Consider the following 22,788-nt stretch of genomic DNA (forward strand, 5'->3'; position numbering starts at 1 on the left):
ACTTTAATGAATCAAATCTATAATTGTATGAAACTAAATAAATATCTTTTTTCCACCTTTATTGCCGCCTCCACTCTGCTGATAAGCAGTTGCAGCGACTTTCTGGACCGGAGTCCGCAGGGACAATTCACCGAAGACGATAATCCCAATGCGCTGGTCAACGGTAAAATCTACAATGTCTATACCATGATGCGTAGTTTCGACATCACCGCCGGTACTCCCGCCATTGCTATCCATTATCTACGCTCCGAAGACTCCGAGAAAGGAAGTATCCCGAGTGACGGATCGGATGTAGCCGAAATGTACGATGACTTCTTATACACCCCGACCAACGGTTTGCTAGGTTCATACTGGGGAAAGAATTACGCCATCATCTACCAGTGTAATGATATCCTCGACGCCATTGCCGAGAAAGAGACTGCCGGACAAACAGAAACCGAAGATATCATCAACAAAGGGGAAGCTTCTTTCTTCCGTGCTTATTGTTACTTCAATCTAGTGAGAGCCTTTGGCGAAGTACCTTTAGTGACTTACAAGATCAACGATGCCTCGGAAGCCAACATTCCGAAGACTACCGCCGATAAAATCTATGAGCAGATCGATACCGACCTGAAAACTGCAGAAGAGTCATTGCCCGAAACATGGAGCACCGAATATACCGGACGCCTGACTTGGGGAGCTGCCCGTTCACTTCATGCCCGCACCTATATGATGCGCAGTGACTGGGACAACATGTACAAAGCCTCTACAGACGTTATCAACAAAGGTTTATATAATCTGAAAACTCCGTATAACGAAATATTCACCGACGACGGAGAGAACAGTGGCGGTTCTATATTCGAACTGCAATGTACCGCCACTGCCGCCCTTCCACAGAGTGACGTTATCGGCAGCCAGTTCTGCGAAGTGCAAGGCGTTCGCGGAGCCGGTCAGTGGGACTTAGGCTGGGGATGGCACATGGCAACCCAGTTGATGGCCGACGCCTACGAGACAAGTGACCCTCGTAAAAACGCCACCCTGCTCTACTTCCGCAAAACGGACGATGAACCGATCACCCCGGAAAACACCAACGAACCTTATGGTGAATCCCCCGTCTCTCCGGCTATGGGAGCTTACTTCAACAAAAAAGCTTATACCGACCCCGCACTGCGTAAGGAATACACCAACAAAGGCTTTTGGGTGAATATCCGCCTGATCCGGTATTCGGATGTAGTATTGATGGCTGCCGAAGCTGCCAACGAAAAGAATATCCCCGGAGAAGCAGTGGATTATCTGGAAATGGTACGCGCACGTGCCAGAGGCACCAATACGAATATACTACCCAAAATAACGACCAACGATCAGGGAGAATTGCGGGAAGCCATCCGCCACGAACGCCGCGTGGAACTCGGGCTGGAGCCCGACCGTTTCTACGATCTTGTCCGTTGGGGAATCGCCTCGGAAGTATTGCACGCTGCCGGGAAAGTAAACTACCAGGATAAGAACGCATTATTGCCTTTGCCTCAGTCAGAAATTGACAAGTCCAAAGGAGTACTGGTACAGAATCCGGATTATTAATTAATATTCAAATCAAACTGATAGAACGATATGATAAATAAGAAGATATTTTTTTCACTTCTGCTGCTCGCTGCCGGCTTCCTGAGTGCGGCAGCGCAGAAGTCGCCACAAGACATGGACCGCTTCATCGACGCATTGATGAAAAAGATGACGGTGGAAGAAAAGATAGGTCAGTTGAACCTACCTGTCACCGGAGAAATCACTACGGGACAAGCCAAAAGCAGCGACATCGCCGCCAAAATCAAACGGGGCGAAGTAGGAGGCTTGTTCAATCTGAAAGGAGTAGAAAAAATACGCGATGTGCAGAAACAGGCGGTAGAACAATCCCGTCTGGGCATCCCCTTGCTATTCGGTATGGATGTCATTCACGGATACGAAACCATGTTCCCTATCCCGCTGGGATTATCCTGCACCTGGGATATGACCGCCATAGAAGAATCGGCACGTATCGCAGCCATAGAAGCCAGTGCCGACGGTATCTCATGGACATTCAGCCCGATGGTGGACATCTCACGCGACCCTCGTTGGGGACGTGTTTCCGAAGGCAGCGGTGAAGATCCCTTCCTTGGAGCCATGATTGCCGAAGCGATGGTACTCGGTTATCAGGGAAAGAACATGCAACGGAATGACGAAATTATGGCATGCGTAAAACACTTTGCACTGTATGGCGCAGGAGAAGGCGGACGTGACTACAATACGGTAGACATGAGCCGCCAGCGGATGTTCAATGAATATATGCTGCCTTACGAAGCGGCTGTAGAAGCCGGTGTAGGTAGTGTAATGGCTTCGTTCAACGAAGTAGACGGTGTGCCCGCTACCGCCAACAAGTGGCTGATGACGGATGTACTGCGTGGTCAGTGGGGGTTCAACGGATTTGTGGTAACCGACTATACCGGAATCTCCGAAATGATCGACCACGGTATCGGTGACCTGCAAACGGTTTCCGCACGTGCCATCAATGCCGGAGTAGACATGGATATGGTGAGCGAAGGCTTTGTCAGCACACTCAAGAAATCCATTCAGGAAGGCAAAGTTTCTATGGAAACACTGAATACTGCCTGCCGCCGTATCCTGGAAGCAAAATATAAACTGGGATTGTTTGACAATCCCTACAAGTACTGCGACTTAAAACGTCCGGCACGTGATATCTTTACGAAAGCGCACCGAGACGCTGCCCGCAGAATTGCCGCAGAAAGCTTTGTTCTTTTAAAGAATGACAACGTGACCCTGCGTCCGGGAACTCCTGCCGAACCTCTTCTTCCTTTTAACCCGAAAGGTAACATCGCCGTGATAGGTCCGTTAGCCGACAGCCGGACAAACATGCCGGGTACATGGAGCGTAGCTGCCGTACTCGACCGCTGTCCGTCACTGGTAGAAGGCTTGAAAGAGATGACTGCCGGAAAAGCAAACATCCTATATGCCAAAGGGAGCAATCTGATCAGCGACGCCTCTTACGAAGAACGCGCCACGATGTTCGGACGTTCACTAAACCGTGACAACCGGACAGACGAGCAATTGCTGAACGAAGCATTGACGGTAGCCAATCAGTCGGATATTATCATTGCGGCTCTCGGAGAATCTTCCGAGATGAGCGGAGAAAGCAGCAGCCGTACAGACCTGAACATTCCGGATGTACAGCAAAACCTGCTGAAGGAGTTGCTGAAAACCGGAAAACCTGTCGTACTGGTATTATTCACAGGTCGCCCGCTGACGCTGACTTGGGAACAGGAACACGTACCTGCTATTCTGAACGTATGGTTCGGAGGCAGCGAAGCTGCTTATGCCATCGGTGACGCACTCTTCGGATATGTCAATCCGGGTGGAAAACTGACAATGAGTTTCCCGAAGAATGTCGGTCAGATTCCGCTGTATTATGCACATAAGAATACGGGACGCCCGCTGGCACAAGGCAAGTGGTTCGAAAAGTTCCGCAGCAATTATCTGGATGTGGACAATGAGCCGCTTTACCCGTTCGGATACGGACTGTCTTATACTACCTTCTCTTACGGTGATATCGACCTGAGCCGTTCTACCATCGACATGACGGGAGAACTGACGGCAGCAGTAATGGTCACCAATACCGGCACATGGCCGGGATCGGAAGTAGTACAACTCTATATCCGTGACCTCGTCGGCAGCACTACCCGTCCGGTGAAAGAGCTGAAAGGCTTCCAGAAGATATTCCTTGAACCGGGACAGTCGGAAATTGTACGGTTCAAGATTGCACCGGAAATGCTGAGATATTACAACTACGACCTGCAACTAGTAGCAGAACCGGGTGAATTTGAAGTAATGATCGGAACAAACAGCCGGGACGTGAAATCCGCACGATTCACGCTAAAATAAAAATCGTACAATAGGCACGGATTACACGGATTCACACGGTCTTTAACTGCGAAATCTCTTAAAACCGTGAAATCCGTGTAATCCGTGCCTAAATTTTATTCTCTCATTTAAATCCACAATCAATGAAAAAACTATCTCTCTATATTTCGCTCCTCTGCCTGATACTGACAGCGGGAGCCTGCAAAAACAAGACCGGCGGACCAGCCACCGCCAGTTCCGAGCTCACGGACGACGCCTTGATGGACACCGTTCAGCGCCGCACCTTTCTCTACTTTTGGGAAGGTGCCGAGCCCAACAGCGGACTTGCCCCCGAACGGTATCATGTAGACGGGGTATATCCGCAGAATGATGCCAACGTAGTCACTTCCGGCGGCAGCGGCTTCGGCATCATGGCTATCCTTGCCGGAATAGACCGGGGTTACGTCACCCGCGAAGAAGGTCTGGCACGAATGGAGCGCATCGTCTCCTTCCTCGAAAAAGCGGACCGTTTTCACGGAGCATATCCGCACTGGTGGTATGGCGATACAGGAAAGGTGAAACCTTTCGGACAGAAGGATAACGGAGGTGACTTGGTAGAAACTGCCTTCCTGATGCAAGGACTGCTCGCCGTACACCAGTATTACATCAACGGTAATGAGAAAGAAAAAGCACTGGCAGCACGCATTGACCAAATATGGAAAGACGTTGACTGGAACTGGTACCGCAACGGTGACCAAAATGTACTATACTGGCACTGGAGCCCCACCTATGGCTGGGAAATGGACTTCCCCATACATGGGTACAACGAATGTATGATTATGTATATCCTTGCCGCAGCCTCTCCTACCCACGGAGTACCGGCAGCTGTCTATCACGATGGCTGGGCGCAGAACGGAGCTATCGTCTCCCCGCATAAAGTGGAAGGCATCGAACTGCATCTCCGCTATCAGGGCACGGAAGCCGGACCGCTTTTCTGGGCACAATACTCCTTCCTCGGACTCGACCCCGTCGGTCTGAAAGACGAATACTGTCCCAGCTACTTCCACGAAATGCGCAATCTGACATTAGTGAACCGTGCTTACTGCATCCGCAACCCCAAACACTACAAAGGTTTCGGACCGGACTGCTGGGGACTGACTGCCAGCTATTCCGTCGATGGATACGCTGCTCATTCACCGAATGAACAGGATGACAAAGGGGTTATCTCTCCCACCGCCGCCCTTTCATCCATCGTCTATACACCGGAATATTCGATGCAAGTGATGCGCCACCTGTATAATATGGGGGACAAAGTCTTCGGTCCTTTCGGATTCTACGATGCTTTCAGCGAAACAGACAACTGGTATCCGCAACGTTACCTTGCCATCGACCAAGGACCAATTGCAGTCATGATCGAGAATTACCGGACAGGGCTGTTATGGAAACTCTTCATGAGTCATCCCGATGTACAAGCAGGACTTACCAAGTTAGGTTTCAATACCAATAAGCAGGATGTAAGGCAGAAATAAAGAAATCACAGCGTGCGTGGAAGTGGTCTACTGACCACCTCCTCCACCTGTATTCCCACCTTCGCCGCCACCACCTTTCACATCGTCATTATTGATGCTTCGGGCAGCTTTCTTCACACTAGCTTTCAGTTCACCAATCCGGTAGCTGATGCTGACTCCAAAGCTACGACTCGGCCACTTGCTGCTGCTCTTCGACAGGAAGTTTACGCCTTCCGTATGATTGTTATAGCTTCTGTATTTCTCAAATATATTACTGCAATACACATTCAGGCTCAAACGCTCATCTTTCAGGAAAGAACGGCTCGCACCCAAACTATAATAATAATAGCCGGAACCTTTTCCCTGTAGATTAATATAAGGAGTACTACCACCACCATTCAGACTTAACCGTATTTTCAACGGAAGAGTATGCTGGACGCCACCATAGAAAGAACCGTTCCATCCATAATTGTGCAATCCCTGCGCTTCACTTTTCAAGTCACTATAGTTTCCACGGCCATTGACGTACAGGCGCGTTTTAGGAGACGCGTTCCAGTTCAGATACAAGCTCATTCCTGTATTCCGGCTCTTTCCTATATTGGCATAAGTGCTGTACAAAGCTCCTTCCGGTGCTATGTGTGTAGGGTCATTGTCAAACATCTCCCCTTCGGGCGCCGTAATCAACCGGCTTATATTCTCAATACTGTTATTGTTGAAAGAATGGCGCAGCGACACATTGATATTGAACTTCGCACTAAAATTGCTATAAGACAAGTCGAACGCATGGCTTTTTTCACTTTTCAGGTTCGAGTTACCTTGGGTGATAAACATCGGATTCAGATTATTAAAATAAGGATTCAGATTCCAGATGCCCGGACGCCAGATACGCATATTATAACCGGCACGCATGTTTTGAGTCTTGCCGAGCTTCATGCCAAGAGAAACGGATGGCACCAGATCGCTGAAGTTCGTGTGAAAATTCTCACCCGGTCCAACGATATATTTCACCCGCTGCACAGTCTGTTCATAGCGCACTCCCGGCTTGAAGGTGAAATCCTTATATTTCAATGTATATCCGAGATAAGCGGCTAAAATATGATTCAAATGACGATAGTCGCTACTGCGGTCTTCGTTATATAAATAATCGTCACTTCCTCCGGCTGCTTCATATAGTTTGTTGTCACTGGTATTGCGGCGGAAGATATATTTCGCACCTGCCTCCACGGTATGCAACTCGCCTATCGGAGTCGTATAGTCCACTTGGAAGGTCTGTTCCATGGTATTCGTTTTGCCGTCCGACTGGCTGTTTTTCAACAGCAACCGTTTCACGAGGTCGTCCACCTCCTCTTTGGCGTGAATATCTTCATAGCCAGTATTAGAATTGCTTGTCTGAGGCTGCGTATTGATCTTATAGGAGAAAGTGATCATCCGCTGCTTGTTCTTTCTGGACGTGCGCTGATAGTCGATGTTTCCATTGATGGAATACCAGGAGCCATCTCCATGATTGCCGGTCCGGTAGCTGTAGGCTATGTCCTCATGGTCAGCACCATACATGGTGGTAAATCCATCGCCATAATTTTTACTATTGCTGCCATACATTCCAAAAGCCACCGTCAGCAGCCTTAAGGTGTCGATCTCATAACTGCCTTCCAGGTTTCCATACTGGAAGTTGCCTTTCGACTTGGAACTGCTATTTGATTCAAGATATTTTTCCGTATCCGACTCATAGTTCTCACGGTAGCTGTCCGAATATCCACGGGGCCGGTCATTGTAATTAAAGTTGTAATTGGCAGAGACAGTCATTTTCCCCTGCTTCACCATTGCGTAGCCGCCGGCACCGGCACCGTAGTTGCTGGCATTTGCCCGGAATGTTGCCGTATATCCTTCGAATCCACCGCCTACTGTTACGATATTCAAAATACCTCCCACTCCTTCAGCGTCATATTTAGCTCCGGGCGATGTTATCACCTCGATATATTTAATGGAATTGGCGGGCATACTCTTCAACACCTCTTTCGGGTTGTTGCTCATCATATTGTTGGGCTTCCCGTTGACGTGTATTTTAAAGCTGCTGCTACCATTCACCTGTATGTTGTCTTCTCCGTCCACTGTCACTAAAGGCACTTTTCGAAGCATCTCCAATATACTGTTTGATTTCGAGTCGGGGTCATCCTCAATATTATACTCTATCTTGTCTACATCCACCTTGACCAAAGGCTTTTGCGCCACGACTTCCACTCCTTTCAATTCATTATTAGCCTCAGCGGAGAGCATTGTCCCCAAATCAATGACTCTAACCGATGGTTTCAAAGTGAACTCTTTCGTGACGGGCGCCTTGCCTATCGAAGAAATAGTAATGACGTAATCTCCCGCACCTACATTCAGTTTCTCCTGAAACCTACCATTGGCACCCGTCACCGCCATCTTGACAGCCTTGTCCGGTGCTCCTTTTTTAGTAATCTTAATAGTAGCGTATGGTTCTCCATCCTGAGTCAGTGAATCCAAAAGTACCCCTTTGACAGTATAGGACGGCGTAGCGGAGTTTTGTGCCCAACCTGTCATCACTGCGGTGAACACGAATAGTAATAGTAGCAACAATCTGTGTTTCATGTTTGGAATCGTTTTAGTTTTTAGTTTATTAGACGAAGTTTCTTTCAATTTCTTACAAATACGGGGTAAAAGTAGATGGTTTCTTTATGGTTACGAAATCTTCGGAGTTAAGAATCGTAAAAGAAGAGATAAAAAAGATTATACGAAAAGAGAAACCGATTTCTAGGTCATAGAATGGCAGAGGTCTTTCTTGGCTGCACATTATAAATACATCTTCAAAATCTTAAGAACAACGGCATAATTGAATAAAGGTTTTCTCTGTAGAAAATAACGTCACCGCATTCATAAATTAATTCGTCCGGCTATAGGCATCTTTTCGTCCGCCTATAGCCGGACGAAAGGTTGCCTATAGGCAAACGCAACTTTGCCTATAGACGGACGAATTAATTCATTCACTAAGAGAGATTAAGTTATACACTAAAAGGTATTATATTTAGAACCCATATTTTATTTGCCATTAATATCAAGTAATTCCTGATATATCAGAGAATCGTTTTTCATTTTATTGCACATCCACTTCCATGCAGGCATCACCTTGATTTCCCTTCTCTTGAGCTTGCATCAACCATATACCAAGCAACTTGTATGAGGTATGAGTTGTATAATGTCAGAAATTCTTGCGCTGCCCCCCCTTCCCATCAAAGCCAGATGCTTTTATACGCCATACTATAAATTTTCAAATAGAAGGGTAGCCTTCACCTTTTCTTCGAAACCTTTTATTCATAAGTGATAACAGGTGAAGCATATCGCCCTTCACCGATCCTTCACCCAATTTTCATATGTAATCATAAAGACATCGTTCACTTTGCTATAAGCTAATTTGTTTTTGCTATAATGATATTCGTATTAGCTATAACCTAATAAAAAGATGCTAATAGATTATTTTTTTCTTCCCAATGTTTGTTTCAAACCATTGATAGTTTATTTCAAACACTTACAATGTTTTCTCCACTCACTAGGTGAATAGCCGTCCCTTCACCCGAGATCACTGATAAATAAAAGGTTGAGAGGAAAAAGTGAAGGTGAAGGCGACACTCGTAACATCTGCTGTATGGTTATTTAAAGCAATGCTTTAGCAACCATAAAGCATAGCTTTTGAAGATACAAAGCGTTGCTTTACGAAGGAGATAAATGTGCTAAGTGATATTAATGGCAAACAACACCTTGAAATAACATCGCCTAAACACAAAAAATCATTCTAAATACCAGACTTCTTTTATTTATTCCCATTCTCCCACTTTATTCCGAAAAAACATATATCTTTGCTGTACACTTTCTGCGCATCAGCGAGATGTAATAAGCGGGTAGTGTTTTTTATTCCTTAAATAGGAGTATTAATAATGTATTGTCTCTCGTACTCGAAACTAGCAATTTCACGCAAAGAGAGATGATACAACAGATACTCCACGTGAATGGCTGTATATCAACATATCAATAAGAGATGTGTTATATATAAACGATTGGCGTGGATGTCTGTTGTTATCATTGTCTTTTGCAAGGGTTTGCTAGGCCTCGAGTACAGATAATGGTTCAACAGCATCCATGCCTCTTTTGTATCCGGTCGGTTCCCTTACATAATCCCCATACCCCATAACCCTCCGACTAGAAAGCAAAATGCAGGGATGCTTGTTGCACCATGCTTGGCAAGAGTTATTCGCTCTTTTTGTTAAACGCATAAACAAAGAAACACTATGCCGAAATGGATTAGCATAGACGAAGCGGCGCACAAGTACGGAGTCAAAGAAGAAGACATCTGTTTGTGGGCAGAAATGGAAGCAATCACCGCATATTTCACTGAAACTACTCTTATCATAGACGAAAAGAGCCTTCAGAAATTCTTGTGTTGGCACAAAACCCTTCCCACCAAAGACTACATTCATACGCTGGAACAGCTCTGCAATAACCAATCCGAAGTATGCAAAGTTTATCTTGAAGTCATTGAGCTACAAGAGCAAGACCTTCAATGCAAAAAGCGTAGAATTTCAGTGTTGGAAAAGCAGTATGCGATGGCAACCGAACAGAACAAGTTGAGAGAAAAGATAATCACGATAACTTCTGATACGCTAAGTAAAGCTGAAAGTGGATGGTGGGAGAAATTGTGGATGAAGATCAAAGCAACAAGATCATCACAAAACATTCGGCAATCAGAGCACAAAAGAAGAAATAAATAGTTTATACAATAAGATTCCACCATCAAGATGAAAGTAAAAAGACGCATTCATTCCCAATACGGTATTTCAGCATCCAAATATTAAAATAAATTTATACCATTAGGATTCTATCTATCAAACTATAAATGAAGTCCATTCAAAAATATTTCTATTAATACTCCGTAAACAGTGCAATTGCTAACAAGGCCAAGTCCAATAAAGGCATAATGCAAATCTTTCAAAAAAGTAACAAACATCTCTAAATTCTTTCACAATGTTATATATTGAAGATAAAAAGAATCAATCTATTCGTCAATGTCGAAAATCACCTCATTGCCGGTTCTTAAGTCACTAAAATTTAACACAGTTGTAATATGAAAAAGACGTTAGAAACTTTGCACGTTTCATAGAAAAAAATAACTTTGCTAAACTATTATTATTGAGAGAGAACAAAATGATAAATGATTCACAAAAATTTTATTAATTAATTAACAAAGCAACAAAATGAGAAATTTGAACTTTCTGAAGTTATTCTACGGGCTTATGCTTGTAATGGTTAGCACAGCTTTCGTAAGTTGCGTTGACGACAATGATGATACCGAGGCTCCATACCTCGAAGTTTCGCCTACAACCTTGATTTTCGGCTTAGACGGTCAACCAGCCAACGGAAGCCAAGCTTCTTTTGACATTTCAACCAACCGTAGTTGGAAAGCTACAGTAAAGGATGACAAATCATGGGTTACTCTATCAAAATATGAAGGTGAAGGTTCTGCTACTATTCAGGTTAGCATTCCGGAAAACGTTAATGATGAAGCCAGCGTTGTTATTGAGATTTCAAATAAAGTGGGTGTGTTGATGTCAGAGACTGTTAAGATTAGCAGTGGAAGCGTAGAGCCATCTGTAGTAATCTACAACGACAATGTTGGTACAATTGAGCTTGATAAAACGAATTGGCCTTTTGTTGATAAATACGAAGGATGGAATAAAACAGGGGTCGGTTCAGAATCCGTTACTTATACAGGCGTAAATGCTTCAGTCCGTAATAGTGGATTAGCAAATACAGATGCTTATGCAGGTGCATCAGGACCTAACGTTGTATTTTTCGGCAAAACTCCTACAAACTTCAATGTTAATACGATCACGCTTACTTCCGAACAAAAGAATCTGCAATTGACATTTGGAGCCAGCCGTTCTGTGAACAATAACGGAACATACGACAACACCTTCGATGTTTCCAAATTTGAAGTTGCATTAAGTGCTGATGGTACGGCTTGGGTACCAATTACATATACTAAGAATAATGGCGATGCCGATTATCCTTATTGGGTTTTTGCAACAGCAAACTTCACATTAAAACAAGTTCCAGAAAACCTATATATCAGATTCACAGCTTTAGATGCTTCAGCTATTCGTTTAGATGATATCACTTTGGCAACAGGTGCTGGTGGTACTGAAATTGATTTTGGAACAGCAGGAGAACCTAAAGTAACAACCACAGATGCAAAAGCCATCACAGCTACTACTGCAACATTAGGTGGTTCAGTTGCTAATATTGAAATTTCTGAAGCCACCGAAGTTGGTGTACAGTATATTGAATTCAGTACTGGAACTGTAACAGATATTGATTGGACAAAAGCAACTAAAACAGCCGCATCGGTAAAAGAAAATCCTTGGACAGTAGCTGTTACTAATCTGACTAAAGACAATCAATATGCATTCCGTGCTTATGCAACAACTGCATCTAGTACTATTTACGGTGAGCCTAAAACATTTGTTGCTACCGAGTCTACTGCAACTCCTATTTCTATAGCAGACTTAGTAACAAAAATGACAAGTACTTCCACAGCTGTAGATGAAAACTATGTAATTCAAGGTATTATTTGTGGTGATCCTGCAGGCAAGAACTACTCTTATGGTACTCTTTATCTGATGACCAAAGGAGCTACCACAGCGGGTAATGCACTTTCTTTATATAACAACCAAATAGATGTAACTCAGTATGCATTAGGTCAAGAGATTAAAGTAACATTACAAAAAGATGTAGCCAAAATATATAAACGTTATGATGTACCTCAAGTTGAAGGATTCAGTGCAGATAATATTGAGGTTATTTCTGCAAACAATGCCGTAACACCTGTAAAAGTCACTTTATCTCAACTAGCAGCATTTGTATGTATGCCTGTTACAGTTGAAAATGTCAATATTGCAACAGGAGGAGTGTGGAAAGATGCTGGTGCTGGCAAAAATCATACATTCAATGTTGCAGGGACATCATTCACTGTCAATATAAACAAGAACGCAACTCCGTTCGATAATCAGCCATATGCAGCAACAACAGCATCAATGACGGGTATTGCTTCCATCTACCAAAGTGCAGGACAATTGGCACCTCGTAATCTTGAAGACGTGAGCGGATTCGCTTCCAATAAACCAATGATTGTATCGGTTGATCCATCTTCTGTTAGTTTTTCTTCTATAGGTGGAAGTCAAACAATTGAAGTAACGACTGTTAATCAAGGCAGTAATACACTTGCAATAAGCCAATTAAGCGGTATTTTATCTGCAAAACTCGAAAATGGGAAAGTAATAGTTACATCAAATGCTAACGAAAGCAGTGATGATGTTAAGCAAGACCTCACCATCAGCATTACTAATGGCAATAGTGTTACTGTGCCTATAAAAGTTTCAGCAAAAGGAGGAAGTGATACAAAAGGAACTTATACTTCCATGACACCCTTCTTATTCGCTCAAGGTTCTGATAAAACAAATGCCTACTCTCAAGATTTATCTATTAATGAAACTACTATTGAAGGACTGAAATTGGGTACCAGCAAAAAAAGTGGAACATTTACAACAGGAGCTTTAGGAATCAGTGGCAACAAAAAATTGTCTTTCTATGCTAGCGCATGGAATAAAGAGACAATGACTGTTTATATAAAAGTTAATGGAGGTGGTAGTGTGTCAGGTGATGATAATATTACAGCAGAGCCAAATACTGGTGTAGCAGGAACTGGAACATTCATTGTAACCTTTACTGATTCAGACTATTACACTTTTAACCTTACAGACTTAACACCTGAGTCAACAATCACAATTGCAACTGATGCTAATTTTGATGGGAATGGAGCCAAAGCTCGAGGTGTAATGTGTGGATTCCAATTATATTAAAATCTGATAGAAATTAGTAAACTCTTGGCAGGTAATACTTGCCAAGAGTTACTTGTCTCTAAATATATATCTTAAAATGATATCATTTACCAAATACTATACATCATTATTGCTATCAGTGCTCATTTTATTAATGACAGCATGTAGCAACGATGACTCCAACGGTGGAGGCTCGTCACAAACAGGTGATGCCTACTGGAAAATTTCCTCCACTGTAAAATCAGCATCCGGATCGTCTGCCATAATCATCACAGGTACTCCTGGGACAATATGGAATGCAGAAATCACTGAGGGCACAACATGGTGTTCTTTCAGTAGCAATGATCTGACCTTATCCTCTAAATCCGGAGAAATAAAAGACGGACTCAATGTTTTATACGTGTATTATAATAGCAATACAGGTAAAGAACAACGTGTAGCTAAAATTTCACTCCAGTTTGCAGACCAAGAGGCGAAAGTCTTTGATTTAGTACAATTATCTGAATCACAGCAGAACCTACCTGCTTTTAACCTGTGGGCTGAAGTACCTGATTTCAAGGAAAATGCTAATTATCAGTATGTAACTCATTATGCTCTTTTAAATAACAAGACAATACGTAATTATTCCATTTGTTTTGATAAGACTAAGAAAGCAGCTTTGTGGGTAGCTTATCCAATACATAACGCATACCTCAAAGGTTCAGGAGAACGTACAGACCGTTGGGCCTTCGATCCTATCATTCCTCAAAGTTATCAGGCTGATTGTACATTAAGATCTTATGGAGGATCTTATGACCGTGGTCACCAGCTTCCATCAGCCGATCGCTTAGGAACAGACGAAATGAATGCTCAAACCTTCTATATGTCCAATATGACCCCACAGCTTAATCGTTTGAATCAGGATATGTGGGCTAAACTTGAAACAAAAGTTCGGGCAAATAACTGTTCTGATACCTTGTATGTAGTTACCGGCGCATATTTTGGGGCAGGTGCAACCACCACTACAGATGGAGCAAGGAATACAGTTCCGGTTCCTACAAACTATTTTAAAGTACTTCTGCGTACGAAGAGTGGAAAAACAGGAAAGAACATCAAAGATTGTTCAGACAGTGAACTGATATCAATCGGATTTTGGGTAGATCACAAATCATATGGAAACATTGAACCTCCTAAGTCTATCTGTACTTCTGTAGCAGACATCGAAAAGATGACAGGATTTACCTTCTTTCCACAAGTATCCAACAGTGTAAAACAACAAAATAATCCCACTCAATGGGGGATTAACTAATAAGCTAGCTTATGAAAAAACTGTTATTAGTAACCGCGCTCTTTGCGCTGCTGATATCGTTCAGCTTTGCGCAGAAACCGTATAAGGTTGTATTTTACAATCTTGAGAACTTCTTCGATACAATCAATGATCCGGAAGTTCACGATGATGAATTTACTCCCGAAGGACCTAAGAAGTGGAACTCAGCCAAGTACAATAAGAAGTTGGCTAACACAGAACGTGTATTCTTCGATATTGCAGCTATCAACAAGGATTATCCGGTAATTATCGGTGTATCGGAAGTAGAAAACCGCAGTGTACTGGAAGATATTATCGCAACCCGCAAACTGGCTCCGGCAAACTATCGGATTTCACATTTCGACTCTCCTGAAGCCCGCGGTGTAGACGTTGCTTTTCTGTATCGTCCCGATGTGTTTAAAATAGAAGGAGAAAAAGCTGTAAGAACAGTCATCCCTTCACTTCCGGACTTCAAGACCCGTGATATCCTGACGCTTTGGGGAACGATTGAAAACGAACCCTTCTTCTTTATGGTAGCACACTGGCCTTCACGCCTGGGAGGAAAAGAAGCTTCAGAATTTAAACGTATCGCTGTAGGCGAACAGATGCGCAGCATTGCAGACTCTGTAATGAAGGCCAATCCTAACACGAAAGTGGTTATGATGGGAGACTTCAATGATGATCCGACCGACAAAAGTATAGCACAAGGGTTAGGAGCCAAATTCAAACTGAAAGATTTGAAGGAAGGCGACTTCTTCGCTCCTTATGCCGATATGCTCAAAGCAGGATACGGAACACTAGCCTACGGAGATGCCTGGAATATCTTTGATAATATTGTAGTATCCGAGAATTTAGCAAAAGGATCGACAGGAAAGCTGAAATTGCAGCAAGCTCCCGGATCTAAATTCTATGGAAATATCTTCAAGCAACTTTACATGGTGCAGAAAGAAGGACAATACAAAGGATATCCATTGCGCACATACGTAGGTAATAACTTCCAGGGAGGTTACAGTGACCACTTCCCCGTATATATCTATATAGGTAAATAAAAAAATAAGTTTATATGAAAATCAAAACAATCCTATTCATGGTATTATCTTTGATGTCATTCACTGTTTTTGCACAAAACAATGGTGGAGTCAAAGGTAAAGTCGTTTCCCGTACGACACGTGCGGCCATAGACGGCGTAAAAGTGACATTAACCCCGGGAGATGTAACAACCAAGACTGATGCGTCGGGTAACTTCGTCATCGAAAACCTGGCAAAAGGAGAATACACGCTGTCTTTCGAAGCTGCAGAGTTCGAACCTTTAACTCTGGCTGTCCGTGTGGATAAGTTGATCAGAGATATCAATAACGTCATTTTGATCCCTGAAAACGTTGCTCCTACGATGGACGATGCTATCTTTGCCGAATTTGACACAGAAACGCTGGAGGATGCACAATCACTTCCCTCGTCTCTGTCCGCATCAAAAGACGTATTCAATAACATTGCTTCCTACAAATTCAGTGAAATGCGTTTCAATGTACGTGGTTATGATTCTCAATACTCCGACGTTTATATGAACGGTATTCAACTGAATGACGCAATGACAGGATATACTCCCTGGTCTTTGTGGAGCGGCTTGAATGATGCGACTCGTAATCAGGAAGTCACATCTGCGCTGAACATGGGGGATATGGGCATCGGTGGTATCGCAGGTACAACAAATATCAATACCCGTCCTTCACAGATGCGCAAAGGCCTTCGCGCCAGCGTAGTTAACGGTAACTCCATGTACCGCTTCCGTGGTATGCTGACCTATGCATCCGGATTACAGGATAACGGCTGGTCTTATGCCTTCTCCGTATCAACCCGCCAGGGAGGAAACTCTTATGTAAACGGTGTGTACTACAATGCCTTCGGATATTTTGCCGCTGTAGAAAAGCAATTCAATTCACAACACCGCTTGGCATTAAGCATCCTGGGTGCTCCCACAGAACGTGGTGCACAACAAGCTTCTACTCAGGAAGTCTACGACTTAGTAGGCAACAACTACTACAATCCAAACTGGGGTTGGCTGAATGGAAAGCGTGTCAACGCACGTGTGCGCAGCTATCATGAACCTATTACGATGTTGAATTATACATTCGACATCAATGACCGTTCACAATTAAACGTTGCAACCTCTGTACGTTTCGGACAGAACGGTTACTCTGCGCTGACTTGGTACGGTGGTCCCGACCCACGTCCCGACTATTACCGTTATTTACCGAGTTTCTATAACAACACTTACGTCGGAGCACAACTGTATGAAGCATGGATGGGAAATACTAATAACATCCGCCACATCAACTGGGACAACTTGTATCATATCAACCAAAGCCAGGAAGAGAACCCGACCTATGGAGCCGGTCATCGTGCCATCAACATGATTGAAGAACGCCATGCCGATCAGATAGACTGGAATCTCTACACACAATTTTCTCATATCTTCCGTGACAATTCTAAAATTAACGGTGGATTGAACTTGCGTCGTAATCGCACAGAATATTATAGCGAAGTGAAAGATTTGCTGGGTGGTGATTACTGGGTAGACGTAGACAAGTTTGCCGAACGTGACATGGGTGGTATGAACCCAATCCTTTACCAGAACAACATGGAGTACTATGATAAGTACGGTCATGCCCAAGCTGTCAAGAAGGGTGATAAATACAGCTACGACTACTACGGAAATATTATCAACGCACGCGCTTGGGCACAATATAGCAGAAACTTCGGCAACTTTGGAGTCAATCTGGGTGGAGAACTCGGACATACTACTCTGTGGCGTCATGGTATTTGGAAAAAAGGGTTGTTCCTTGACAATTCTCAAGGAGACTCTAAGAAGCAGAATTACCTGACTTATAAACTGAAAGCCAACTTCAGCTATAAGTTCTCTGCTGCTCATTCTATTGATGCCAACATCATCTATATGCAGGATGCTCCTGCCTTCCAGGCTTCATTTGTTTCTCCCCGTACCCGTAACTCTGCGACTCCGGGTATTTCAAGCGAGAAGGTATTTGGTGTAGACGCCTCTTATAACTTGCGTTGGGGGGATGTTAAAGCACGTATCTCCGGATACTATACGAAGTTTATGGATCAGTCCAAAGTTCTCTCTTATTATGATGACGTAGAAGCTACCTTCTCCAACTTTGCAATGAGCGGTATCAACAAACGTCACTTCGGACTTGAAGCAGCAGCTTCTGTACCTATCTATGCAGGACTTTCTCTGAATGCAGCCATCAGCTGGGGACAATTCACTTATGACAATAACCCGGATTATGTACAGATTCAGGATAATAGTGGAGAAATCAAAAACCAGGGTAAAGTATACTGGAAGAACTTCCGTGTAGAAAGCACTCCGCAAACAGCACTGAACGTAGGCTTGTCTTACCGTGGTCCTAAAAACATATTTGCGTCATTAGATATGAACTATTATAATAATATGTACTTATCTATGAGTCCGCTCTATCGTACAGATGCCGTACTGACACCGGGAATGACTGAAGAAGATATCGCAACGTTACGTAATCAGGAGAAATTCAACTCTGCTTGCGTTTTAAATGCAAGTGTTGGTAAGAACTGGTACATTAACCGTGCCTATACTCTTGGTTTCAGCCTGGAGGTAAAGAACCTGCTCAACAACCAGAATATCAAGACCGGCGGTTATGAACAAGTTCGTCTGCTGAAGAACAAGGATGAAAGTTATCAAACTTACCAACCGTTTGATTCGAAATATTTCTATATGTTCGGTACAACCTATTACATGAACATTTATTTCCGTTTCTAAGGACATCATAAGTAAAAAGAACAGTTATGAACAAAATATTTAAATTATTTATGCTTGCGGTAGTAGTGCTCGGTTTCAGTAGCTGCTACAACGAATTTGAAGAGCCTGCTCCAGCCAAAGTCTGGACAAAAGAAGACTTCTCAAATAGCAAACTAATCTCCATCAAGGACTTTAAGCAACTTTTCTATAAAGAATACGGAAACGGTGCAGCCAGTCTGGGAAAAACTCTGGAAATCACAGAAGACTATGTCATCAGCGGAAAAGTCATCTCAAGCGACCAAGCCGGTAATGTATACAAATCAGTATACATCTATGATGAATCATCCAAATCAGCCATTGAACTGAAATTGATGGTTAGCAACTATGTTTATTTTCATGTAGGGCAGACTCTCTTTGTTAAAACCAAAGGTCTGGCTATCGGTAGCTATCGTTATATGTTAAGTGTAGGTGGAATGCCGACAGCAGAAGACATTTCCAAAGGTTATGCAAACCGTAATCTCGAGAATACCTTATTTGTAGATCAACATGTATTCAAAGGTGAACTCGGCAGTCTGACAGAAGACGACATATTGGTTATCAATGAAAATAATTATAAAACAGAATTGAATGATGATGCATTAGGACGTTTGGTACGTTTCGAAGGACTGACTTACAAAGAAGGCACATACGACGGCGACAAGTATCCTCAATATCTAGAAACAACTTACCCGAACGGTTCAACCACCGCTGTATATGAAAACAAATATTATGCAGAAGAAGGATTGACTCCAACCTATGCTTACAGCTATGGAGGTAATCGCTATTATGGTTCTTCCTGGTTTGCTTATGACAATACGACATCTACAGGTGGCAACTATATCCTGCGTGTCAGCGGATATTCAAACTTCGCACTTCAGCCTCTGCCTGCAGATGGTGCCAAAGGTAATATCACCGCTATTTATACCAAATATTCTTCTAAAAGTGGAGGATATATTAAATATCAGTTATTGGTTAATAGCATGAACGATATTGATTTCTAAATAACTTCATTAAAAAAGGCATCTGTTTCTCAGATGCCTTTTTTAGATAATAACTCAGCACACCCTTCTGCAATAGTCAATATCATCTCTTTTCCCTTTTTCCGAGGAATACGAATGCTCTCTCCAACAATCAGCATATCTTCTATAGTAGGATTACCATGATTATTAACAGAGGTAGCATGTTCTCCATTATATCCGTTATTGCATCGGGTCAAGTCATAAGCCGGAGCTAACGCCCAGTTCCCCTCTTTATAAATGAAACTAAAGTTTTTGGCATGGTCATCTTTATTATCCGTTAAGACATTGAACACCATACGCCGGAACATTTCATCTACCTGTTTAGGGTCTTGGGTAAGATAACCAACCAAGTGCAGTAAAGTCTTATAATCCAATCTGGGTTGCATAATAGATTCATTAAGTAGTGCCCCTGCCGTAGCAATATGATACCTAATACCATTTTCAATATCAAAACGTTTGGTAGCAAAATACTTTCCGTCCATCAATTTAAAGTCCGGTACTGTTATGCCACATTTACGAGCGACTTCATTATAACGATACTCCATCGCTCCCATATCTTTCGGATCATATGTATGCCTGAACTTCACCAACCAAGCTCCTTCTGTATCGTGAAGTAAACATTTAGGGCGGCATCCACCTGAGTTGCCACTATTAAAGTAAAGTACCTCTTCATCCTCATATGACTTCTCTGACAGTATGTCCAATGCCATTTGCTGAAGGCAATCCAGTGTCGGAAGAGATTTTTCTTCGCCAATGTATGTCTCCGGTATATAGCAAAGAGCTCCCATCCCTGATGTCCCGACTATACTCAACCGTTGCAAGGGAGTTAGCTCGCTATCATTCACCCCTTGTTTTTTGAGTAAACGATGAAGTAAATAACGCCCATATCCATCAGGGAGACTGTCTTCAAAAATACCAAAGTTTCCCCAAAAAGGTTGTGGCTTAGCAATAAACAAATCAGGTTTTAAAGGCAAGTCAAGCGGAGAGATAGAAAACCCATTAGCCAACCACTCTCTATCATACTGAAATGCGCATAGCCGATTATCAGGTGTCATACTGAGAGTTCCAACACTTCTACTATGATAGGTTACTATCAGTTTATTTACTGATTTCATTACGCCCCTTCTTTCTGTTTTTATTCTTATTAATCATTTCCAACTCCTCCATTGTACTAAACAGCGGTTCAGATAAAAGTTCCTTGATAGCTTTGGAATAACCCAACGCTTTTGCTAATGCCACATAGGATGCTAATGAAATAGTATGCTTTTGTTCGAACTTGGCAATAGTAGGCGTCGGAACTCCGCTAAGTTCGGTAAGAGCTTCTCGGGAAAGTCCTTTCTCAAGCCTGCGTTTCTGCAGATTCTGAGCCAGAATTGCCAGCAACTCTTCGGGTCTCTCTACATCAAAATTATAAAGTAAAGGCATACAATTGTATTCAATTAATTAAAAAATAGCACTATTCAGATACTATTATATCTAAATACAAAGATAGTTTCTTTATTCAAAAAAACAAAATATAAGCCAGTTCTATTGAGTGTATTCGGCAACAAAAAGGATGCCCCCCTTTTCTACAAATAGAAGAACAGAAGCAACACAAGATTTACCCCGATCACCGTCCCGAATCCTCCCAAAATCCAGGGACGTAACTTACTACCTTTCCCTGCAAAAAATAAAGCATAAAACATATTCACCAGAATATTACTGATAATAGCCTGCATACTGCAAGCCACAACAACCAGTACAGCTACGCTCCCTGTATTCTGCAAAAGGTTCAAGATAAAAGGAGTAATGTCACTAAGTCCGGATACAAAAGAAAGCAGATTCAATCCGCCTGTACCCGCATAAACCAAAGTATAGTGCGTCAGCACTGTAAACACAACGAAGAGAGTGGCAAAAATCAGAGCAACTTTAAATTCGAGCGGGTTACTGCTGTCCTCATCTTCCGACTCATCGGTCATATCCTTGGAGCGTCGATGACGGGAATGGATAAACCACGCAACAACGGCAGCTACCACAGACATAATCAAAAGATAAGGATAGATAGATGTAAATATCTCCCTGCTAAAGATCAGAATCAATATCATAAAACGCAGAAACATCATGCTGACCGCAAGCAGCATAGCAGCTACATATTCGTTCGCCTCCTGCTCGGAAGCCTTTCTGCTTTTACGGGCCAATACCGAAATTGTGGCAGTACTACTATATAATCCACCGATAATGCCGGAAACCAATACTCCCGATTCATGAAACACATAGCGTTTCAGTAAGTAAGACAAATACGAGATACCGGAGACAACAACCGTCGCCAGCCAAATAGAATAAGGAGTGAGATTAATATCCGGAATCAGGTTCTTGTGCGGTAACATAGGCAATATGATACCACTGATAGCCAAGAACTTTGCCAATGTAATCATCTCATCGTTCTTCATCCGCTGGGCAAACTCCGTAAAGGTATGTTTAAGCTCTGTCAATAAAAGCACCGTCACAATCACCATCACATAAAACCAGGAAGGCTGGGTAGAAACAATAGGAGCCAGACAATAAGTAATCAGTGCAATAATAATGGTCGTTACACCAAAAACATGGAATTGAGACTGCTTGACGTAATAGTTCAAGCCCAGCAATAAACCGAGCACAGCACCACCACCCATAAACAGACGCATATCCGTAGGATCGAGTATATAGAGCAAATAGCCTAGAATACCAATGAAAGTAAATGTACGATCAGTCCCGAAGAGAGTTGTTTCCCCTTCACGCTTCAGACTGATCCGTCGTTGTGACAGTCCGATAAGTAAAGAAAATAAAGTAACCAGAACGAAAGTTATCAGTTCTCTCGGTAGATAATTGTACAACTGTTCCATATACTGCTCTTTTAGTACTAGGAACAAATATACAGCTTATTTGTTAACATTCACCACGTTTTATACGGTTTTTTCATCAGGTGAGAGTTATAGTAGCGTATATCCCCGGTCACTTCTTCGCCAATAAACCCGGGCTTGACAAACGCCTCATCTTCCGTGCCCAGCTCTACTTCAGCCACAATAAGTCCTTCATTCTCACCGTAGAACTCGTCTACTTCGAAGATATGATTGCCACTACGTACCAGATAACGGGTCTTATCAATCATTCCCGGTTCGCAAAGTTTCATCAGTTCTTCCGCTTCGGACAAGGGAAGTTCCTTTTCCCACTCATAGCGACTGGTACCCGATTCATTGGAAGCACCTTTGATAGTGAGATAACCTTTATCGTCACGAATACGAACCCGCACCGTCCGACCACGGGCGCTGCAAATATATCCCTGCATAATCCGGCTCTGCGCAAAAGCAAAGGATTTAAAATCACCGGAAACTAAAAATTTACGTTCTATTTCTTGTGCCAT

General features: G+C 42.9%; 14 protein-coding genes. 9 read left to right on the forward strand and 5 right to left on the reverse strand.

What is annotated here, in order from left to right; genetic code table 11:
• Window positions 1–27: 27 nt before the first annotated feature.
• The 3 genes from KTR07_RS21000 to KTR07_RS21010 all read left to right on the forward strand — a co-directional run bounded on the left by KTR07_RS21000 (window position 28) and on the right by KTR07_RS21010 (window position 5,390).
• Entirely contained in the window at window positions 28–1,557 is a 1,530-nt protein-coding gene (locus KTR07_RS21000) for a RagB/SusD family nutrient uptake outer membrane protein (protein WP_117981110.1), read from the forward strand.
• Window positions 1,558–1,587: 30 nt separating this feature from the next.
• Window positions 1,588–3,903: a beta-glucosidase BglX gene (gene bglX, locus KTR07_RS21005; protein ID WP_008762518.1), complete on the forward strand. Its 2,316-nt coding sequence runs from the start codon at window positions 1,588–1,590 to the stop codon at window positions 3,901–3,903.
• A 122-nt stretch (window positions 3,904–4,025) separates the two neighbouring features.
• Window positions 4,026–5,390, forward strand: coding sequence for a glucoamylase family protein (locus KTR07_RS21010; RefSeq protein ID WP_055229072.1), 1,365 nt, complete (start codon window positions 4,026–4,028; stop codon window positions 5,388–5,390).
• Between the two features lie 27 nt (window positions 5,391–5,417).
• On the opposite strand, the gene KTR07_RS21015 is transcribed toward KTR07_RS21010, so the two are convergent.
• The gene (locus tag KTR07_RS21015) at window positions 5,418–7,979 is read right to left on the reverse strand and encodes an outer membrane beta-barrel family protein (protein ID WP_103878004.1); all 2,562 of its coding nucleotides are present in this window, start codon (window positions 7,977–7,979) and stop codon (window positions 5,418–5,420) included.
• A gap of 1,691 nt (window positions 7,980–9,670) precedes the next feature.
• On the opposite strand from KTR07_RS21015, the gene KTR07_RS21020 reads away from it, so the two are divergent.
• The 6 genes from KTR07_RS21020 to KTR07_RS21045 all read left to right on the forward strand — a co-directional run bounded on the left by KTR07_RS21020 (window position 9,671) and on the right by KTR07_RS21045 (window position 19,391).
• On the forward strand, window positions 9,671–10,150 hold the full coding sequence (locus KTR07_RS21020; protein ID WP_119188057.1) for a hypothetical protein: 480 nt from the start codon (window positions 9,671–9,673) through the stop codon (window positions 10,148–10,150).
• A 483-nt stretch (window positions 10,151–10,633) separates the two neighbouring features.
• Window positions 10,634–13,297: a DUF5689 domain-containing protein gene (locus KTR07_RS21025; protein WP_022472122.1), complete on the forward strand. Its 2,664-nt coding sequence runs from the start codon at window positions 10,634–10,636 to the stop codon at window positions 13,295–13,297.
• Window positions 13,298–13,430: 133 nt separating this feature from the next.
• Window positions 13,431–14,564 carry a DNA/RNA non-specific endonuclease gene (locus KTR07_RS21030; RefSeq protein WP_225659343.1) on the forward strand — a complete coding sequence of 378 codons (1,134 nt, stop codon included), beginning with the start codon at window positions 13,431–13,433 and terminating at the stop codon, window positions 14,562–14,564.
• 11 nt (window positions 14,565–14,575) lie between these two features.
• Window positions 14,576–15,610, forward strand: coding sequence for an endonuclease/exonuclease/phosphatase family protein (locus KTR07_RS21035; protein ID WP_022472124.1), 1,035 nt, complete (start codon window positions 14,576–14,578; stop codon window positions 15,608–15,610).
• Between the two features lie 14 nt (window positions 15,611–15,624).
• Window positions 15,625–18,372, forward strand: coding sequence for a TonB-dependent receptor (locus tag KTR07_RS21040; RefSeq protein ID WP_022472125.1), 2,748 nt, complete (start codon window positions 15,625–15,627; stop codon window positions 18,370–18,372).
• 26 nt (window positions 18,373–18,398) lie between these two features.
• Window positions 18,399–19,391, forward strand: coding sequence for a DUF5689 domain-containing protein (locus KTR07_RS21045; protein ID WP_022472126.1), 993 nt, complete (start codon window positions 18,399–18,401; stop codon window positions 19,389–19,391).
• A 29-nt stretch (window positions 19,392–19,420) separates the two neighbouring features.
• Here the strand turns inward: KTR07_RS21045 and KTR07_RS21050 are convergent, their stop codons facing one another.
• The 4 genes from KTR07_RS21050 to KTR07_RS21065 form a co-directional block, all read right to left on the reverse strand.
• Window positions 19,421–20,524: a type II toxin-antitoxin system HipA family toxin gene (locus KTR07_RS21050; RefSeq protein ID WP_022472127.1), complete on the reverse strand. Its 1,104-nt coding sequence runs from the start codon at window positions 20,522–20,524 to the stop codon at window positions 19,421–19,423.
• Window positions 20,508–20,834, reverse strand: a complete 327-nt coding sequence (locus KTR07_RS21055; protein ID WP_016269701.1) for a helix-turn-helix domain-containing protein — start codon at window positions 20,832–20,834, stop codon at window positions 20,508–20,510. Before KTR07_RS21055 ends, KTR07_RS21050 begins: the two co-directional genes overlap by 17 nt.
• A 143-nt stretch (window positions 20,835–20,977) precedes the next feature.
• A complete protein-coding gene (locus KTR07_RS21060; RefSeq protein WP_008762506.1) occupies window positions 20,978–22,270 on the reverse strand; it encodes a DUF4010 domain-containing protein in 1,293 nt (430 codons plus the stop codon).
• Window positions 22,271–22,320: 50 nt separating this feature from the next.
• On the reverse strand, window positions 22,321–22,788 hold the full coding sequence (locus KTR07_RS21065; RefSeq protein ID WP_117578038.1) for a CYTH domain-containing protein: 468 nt from the start codon (window positions 22,786–22,788) through the stop codon (window positions 22,321–22,323).

The organism is Bacteroides sp. MSK.20.82 (assembly GCF_019052485.1).
Classification (GTDB): Bacteria; Bacteroidota; Bacteroidia; order Bacteroidales; family Bacteroidaceae; genus Bacteroides; species Bacteroides thetaiotaomicron.

Excerpts from the sequence above, each read along its gene's own strand:
- KTR07_RS21010 (WP_055229072.1), top strand. The coding sequence starts at position 4,026 with ATGAAAAAACTATCTCTCTATATTTCGCTCCTCTGCCTGATACTGACA.
- KTR07_RS21050 (WP_022472127.1), bottom strand. The coding sequence starts at position 20,524 with ATGAAATCAGTAAATAAACTGATAGTAACCTATCATAGTAGAAGTGTT.
- KTR07_RS21020 (WP_119188057.1), top strand. The coding sequence starts at position 9,671 with ATGCCGAAATGGATTAGCATAGACGAAGCGGCGCACAAGTACGGAGTC.
- KTR07_RS21015 (WP_103878004.1), bottom strand. The coding sequence starts at position 7,979 with ATGAAACACAGATTGTTGCTACTATTACTATTCGTGTTCACCGCAGTG.
- KTR07_RS21040 (WP_022472125.1), top strand. The coding sequence starts at position 15,625 with ATGAAAATCAAAACAATCCTATTCATGGTATTATCTTTGATGTCATTC.
- KTR07_RS21065 (WP_117578038.1), bottom strand. The coding sequence starts at position 22,788 with ATGGCACAAGAAATAGAACGTAAATTTTTAGTTTCCGGTGATTTTAAA.
- KTR07_RS21000 (WP_117981110.1), top strand. The coding sequence starts at position 28 with ATGAAACTAAATAAATATCTTTTTTCCACCTTTATTGCCGCCTCCACT.
- KTR07_RS21025 (WP_022472122.1), top strand. The coding sequence starts at position 10,634 with ATGAGAAATTTGAACTTTCTGAAGTTATTCTACGGGCTTATGCTTGTA.
- bglX (WP_008762518.1), top strand. The coding sequence starts at position 1,588 with ATGATAAATAAGAAGATATTTTTTTCACTTCTGCTGCTCGCTGCCGGC.
- KTR07_RS21030 (WP_225659343.1), top strand. The coding sequence starts at position 13,431 with ATGACAGCATGTAGCAACGATGACTCCAACGGTGGAGGCTCGTCACAA.
- KTR07_RS21035 (WP_022472124.1), top strand. The coding sequence starts at position 14,576 with ATGAAAAAACTGTTATTAGTAACCGCGCTCTTTGCGCTGCTGATATCG.
- KTR07_RS21045 (WP_022472126.1), top strand. The coding sequence starts at position 18,399 with ATGAACAAAATATTTAAATTATTTATGCTTGCGGTAGTAGTGCTCGGT.
- KTR07_RS21060 (WP_008762506.1), bottom strand. The coding sequence starts at position 22,270 with ATGGAACAGTTGTACAATTATCTACCGAGAGAACTGATAACTTTCGTT.
- KTR07_RS21055 (WP_016269701.1), bottom strand. The coding sequence starts at position 20,834 with ATGCCTTTACTTTATAATTTTGATGTAGAGAGACCCGAAGAGTTGCTG.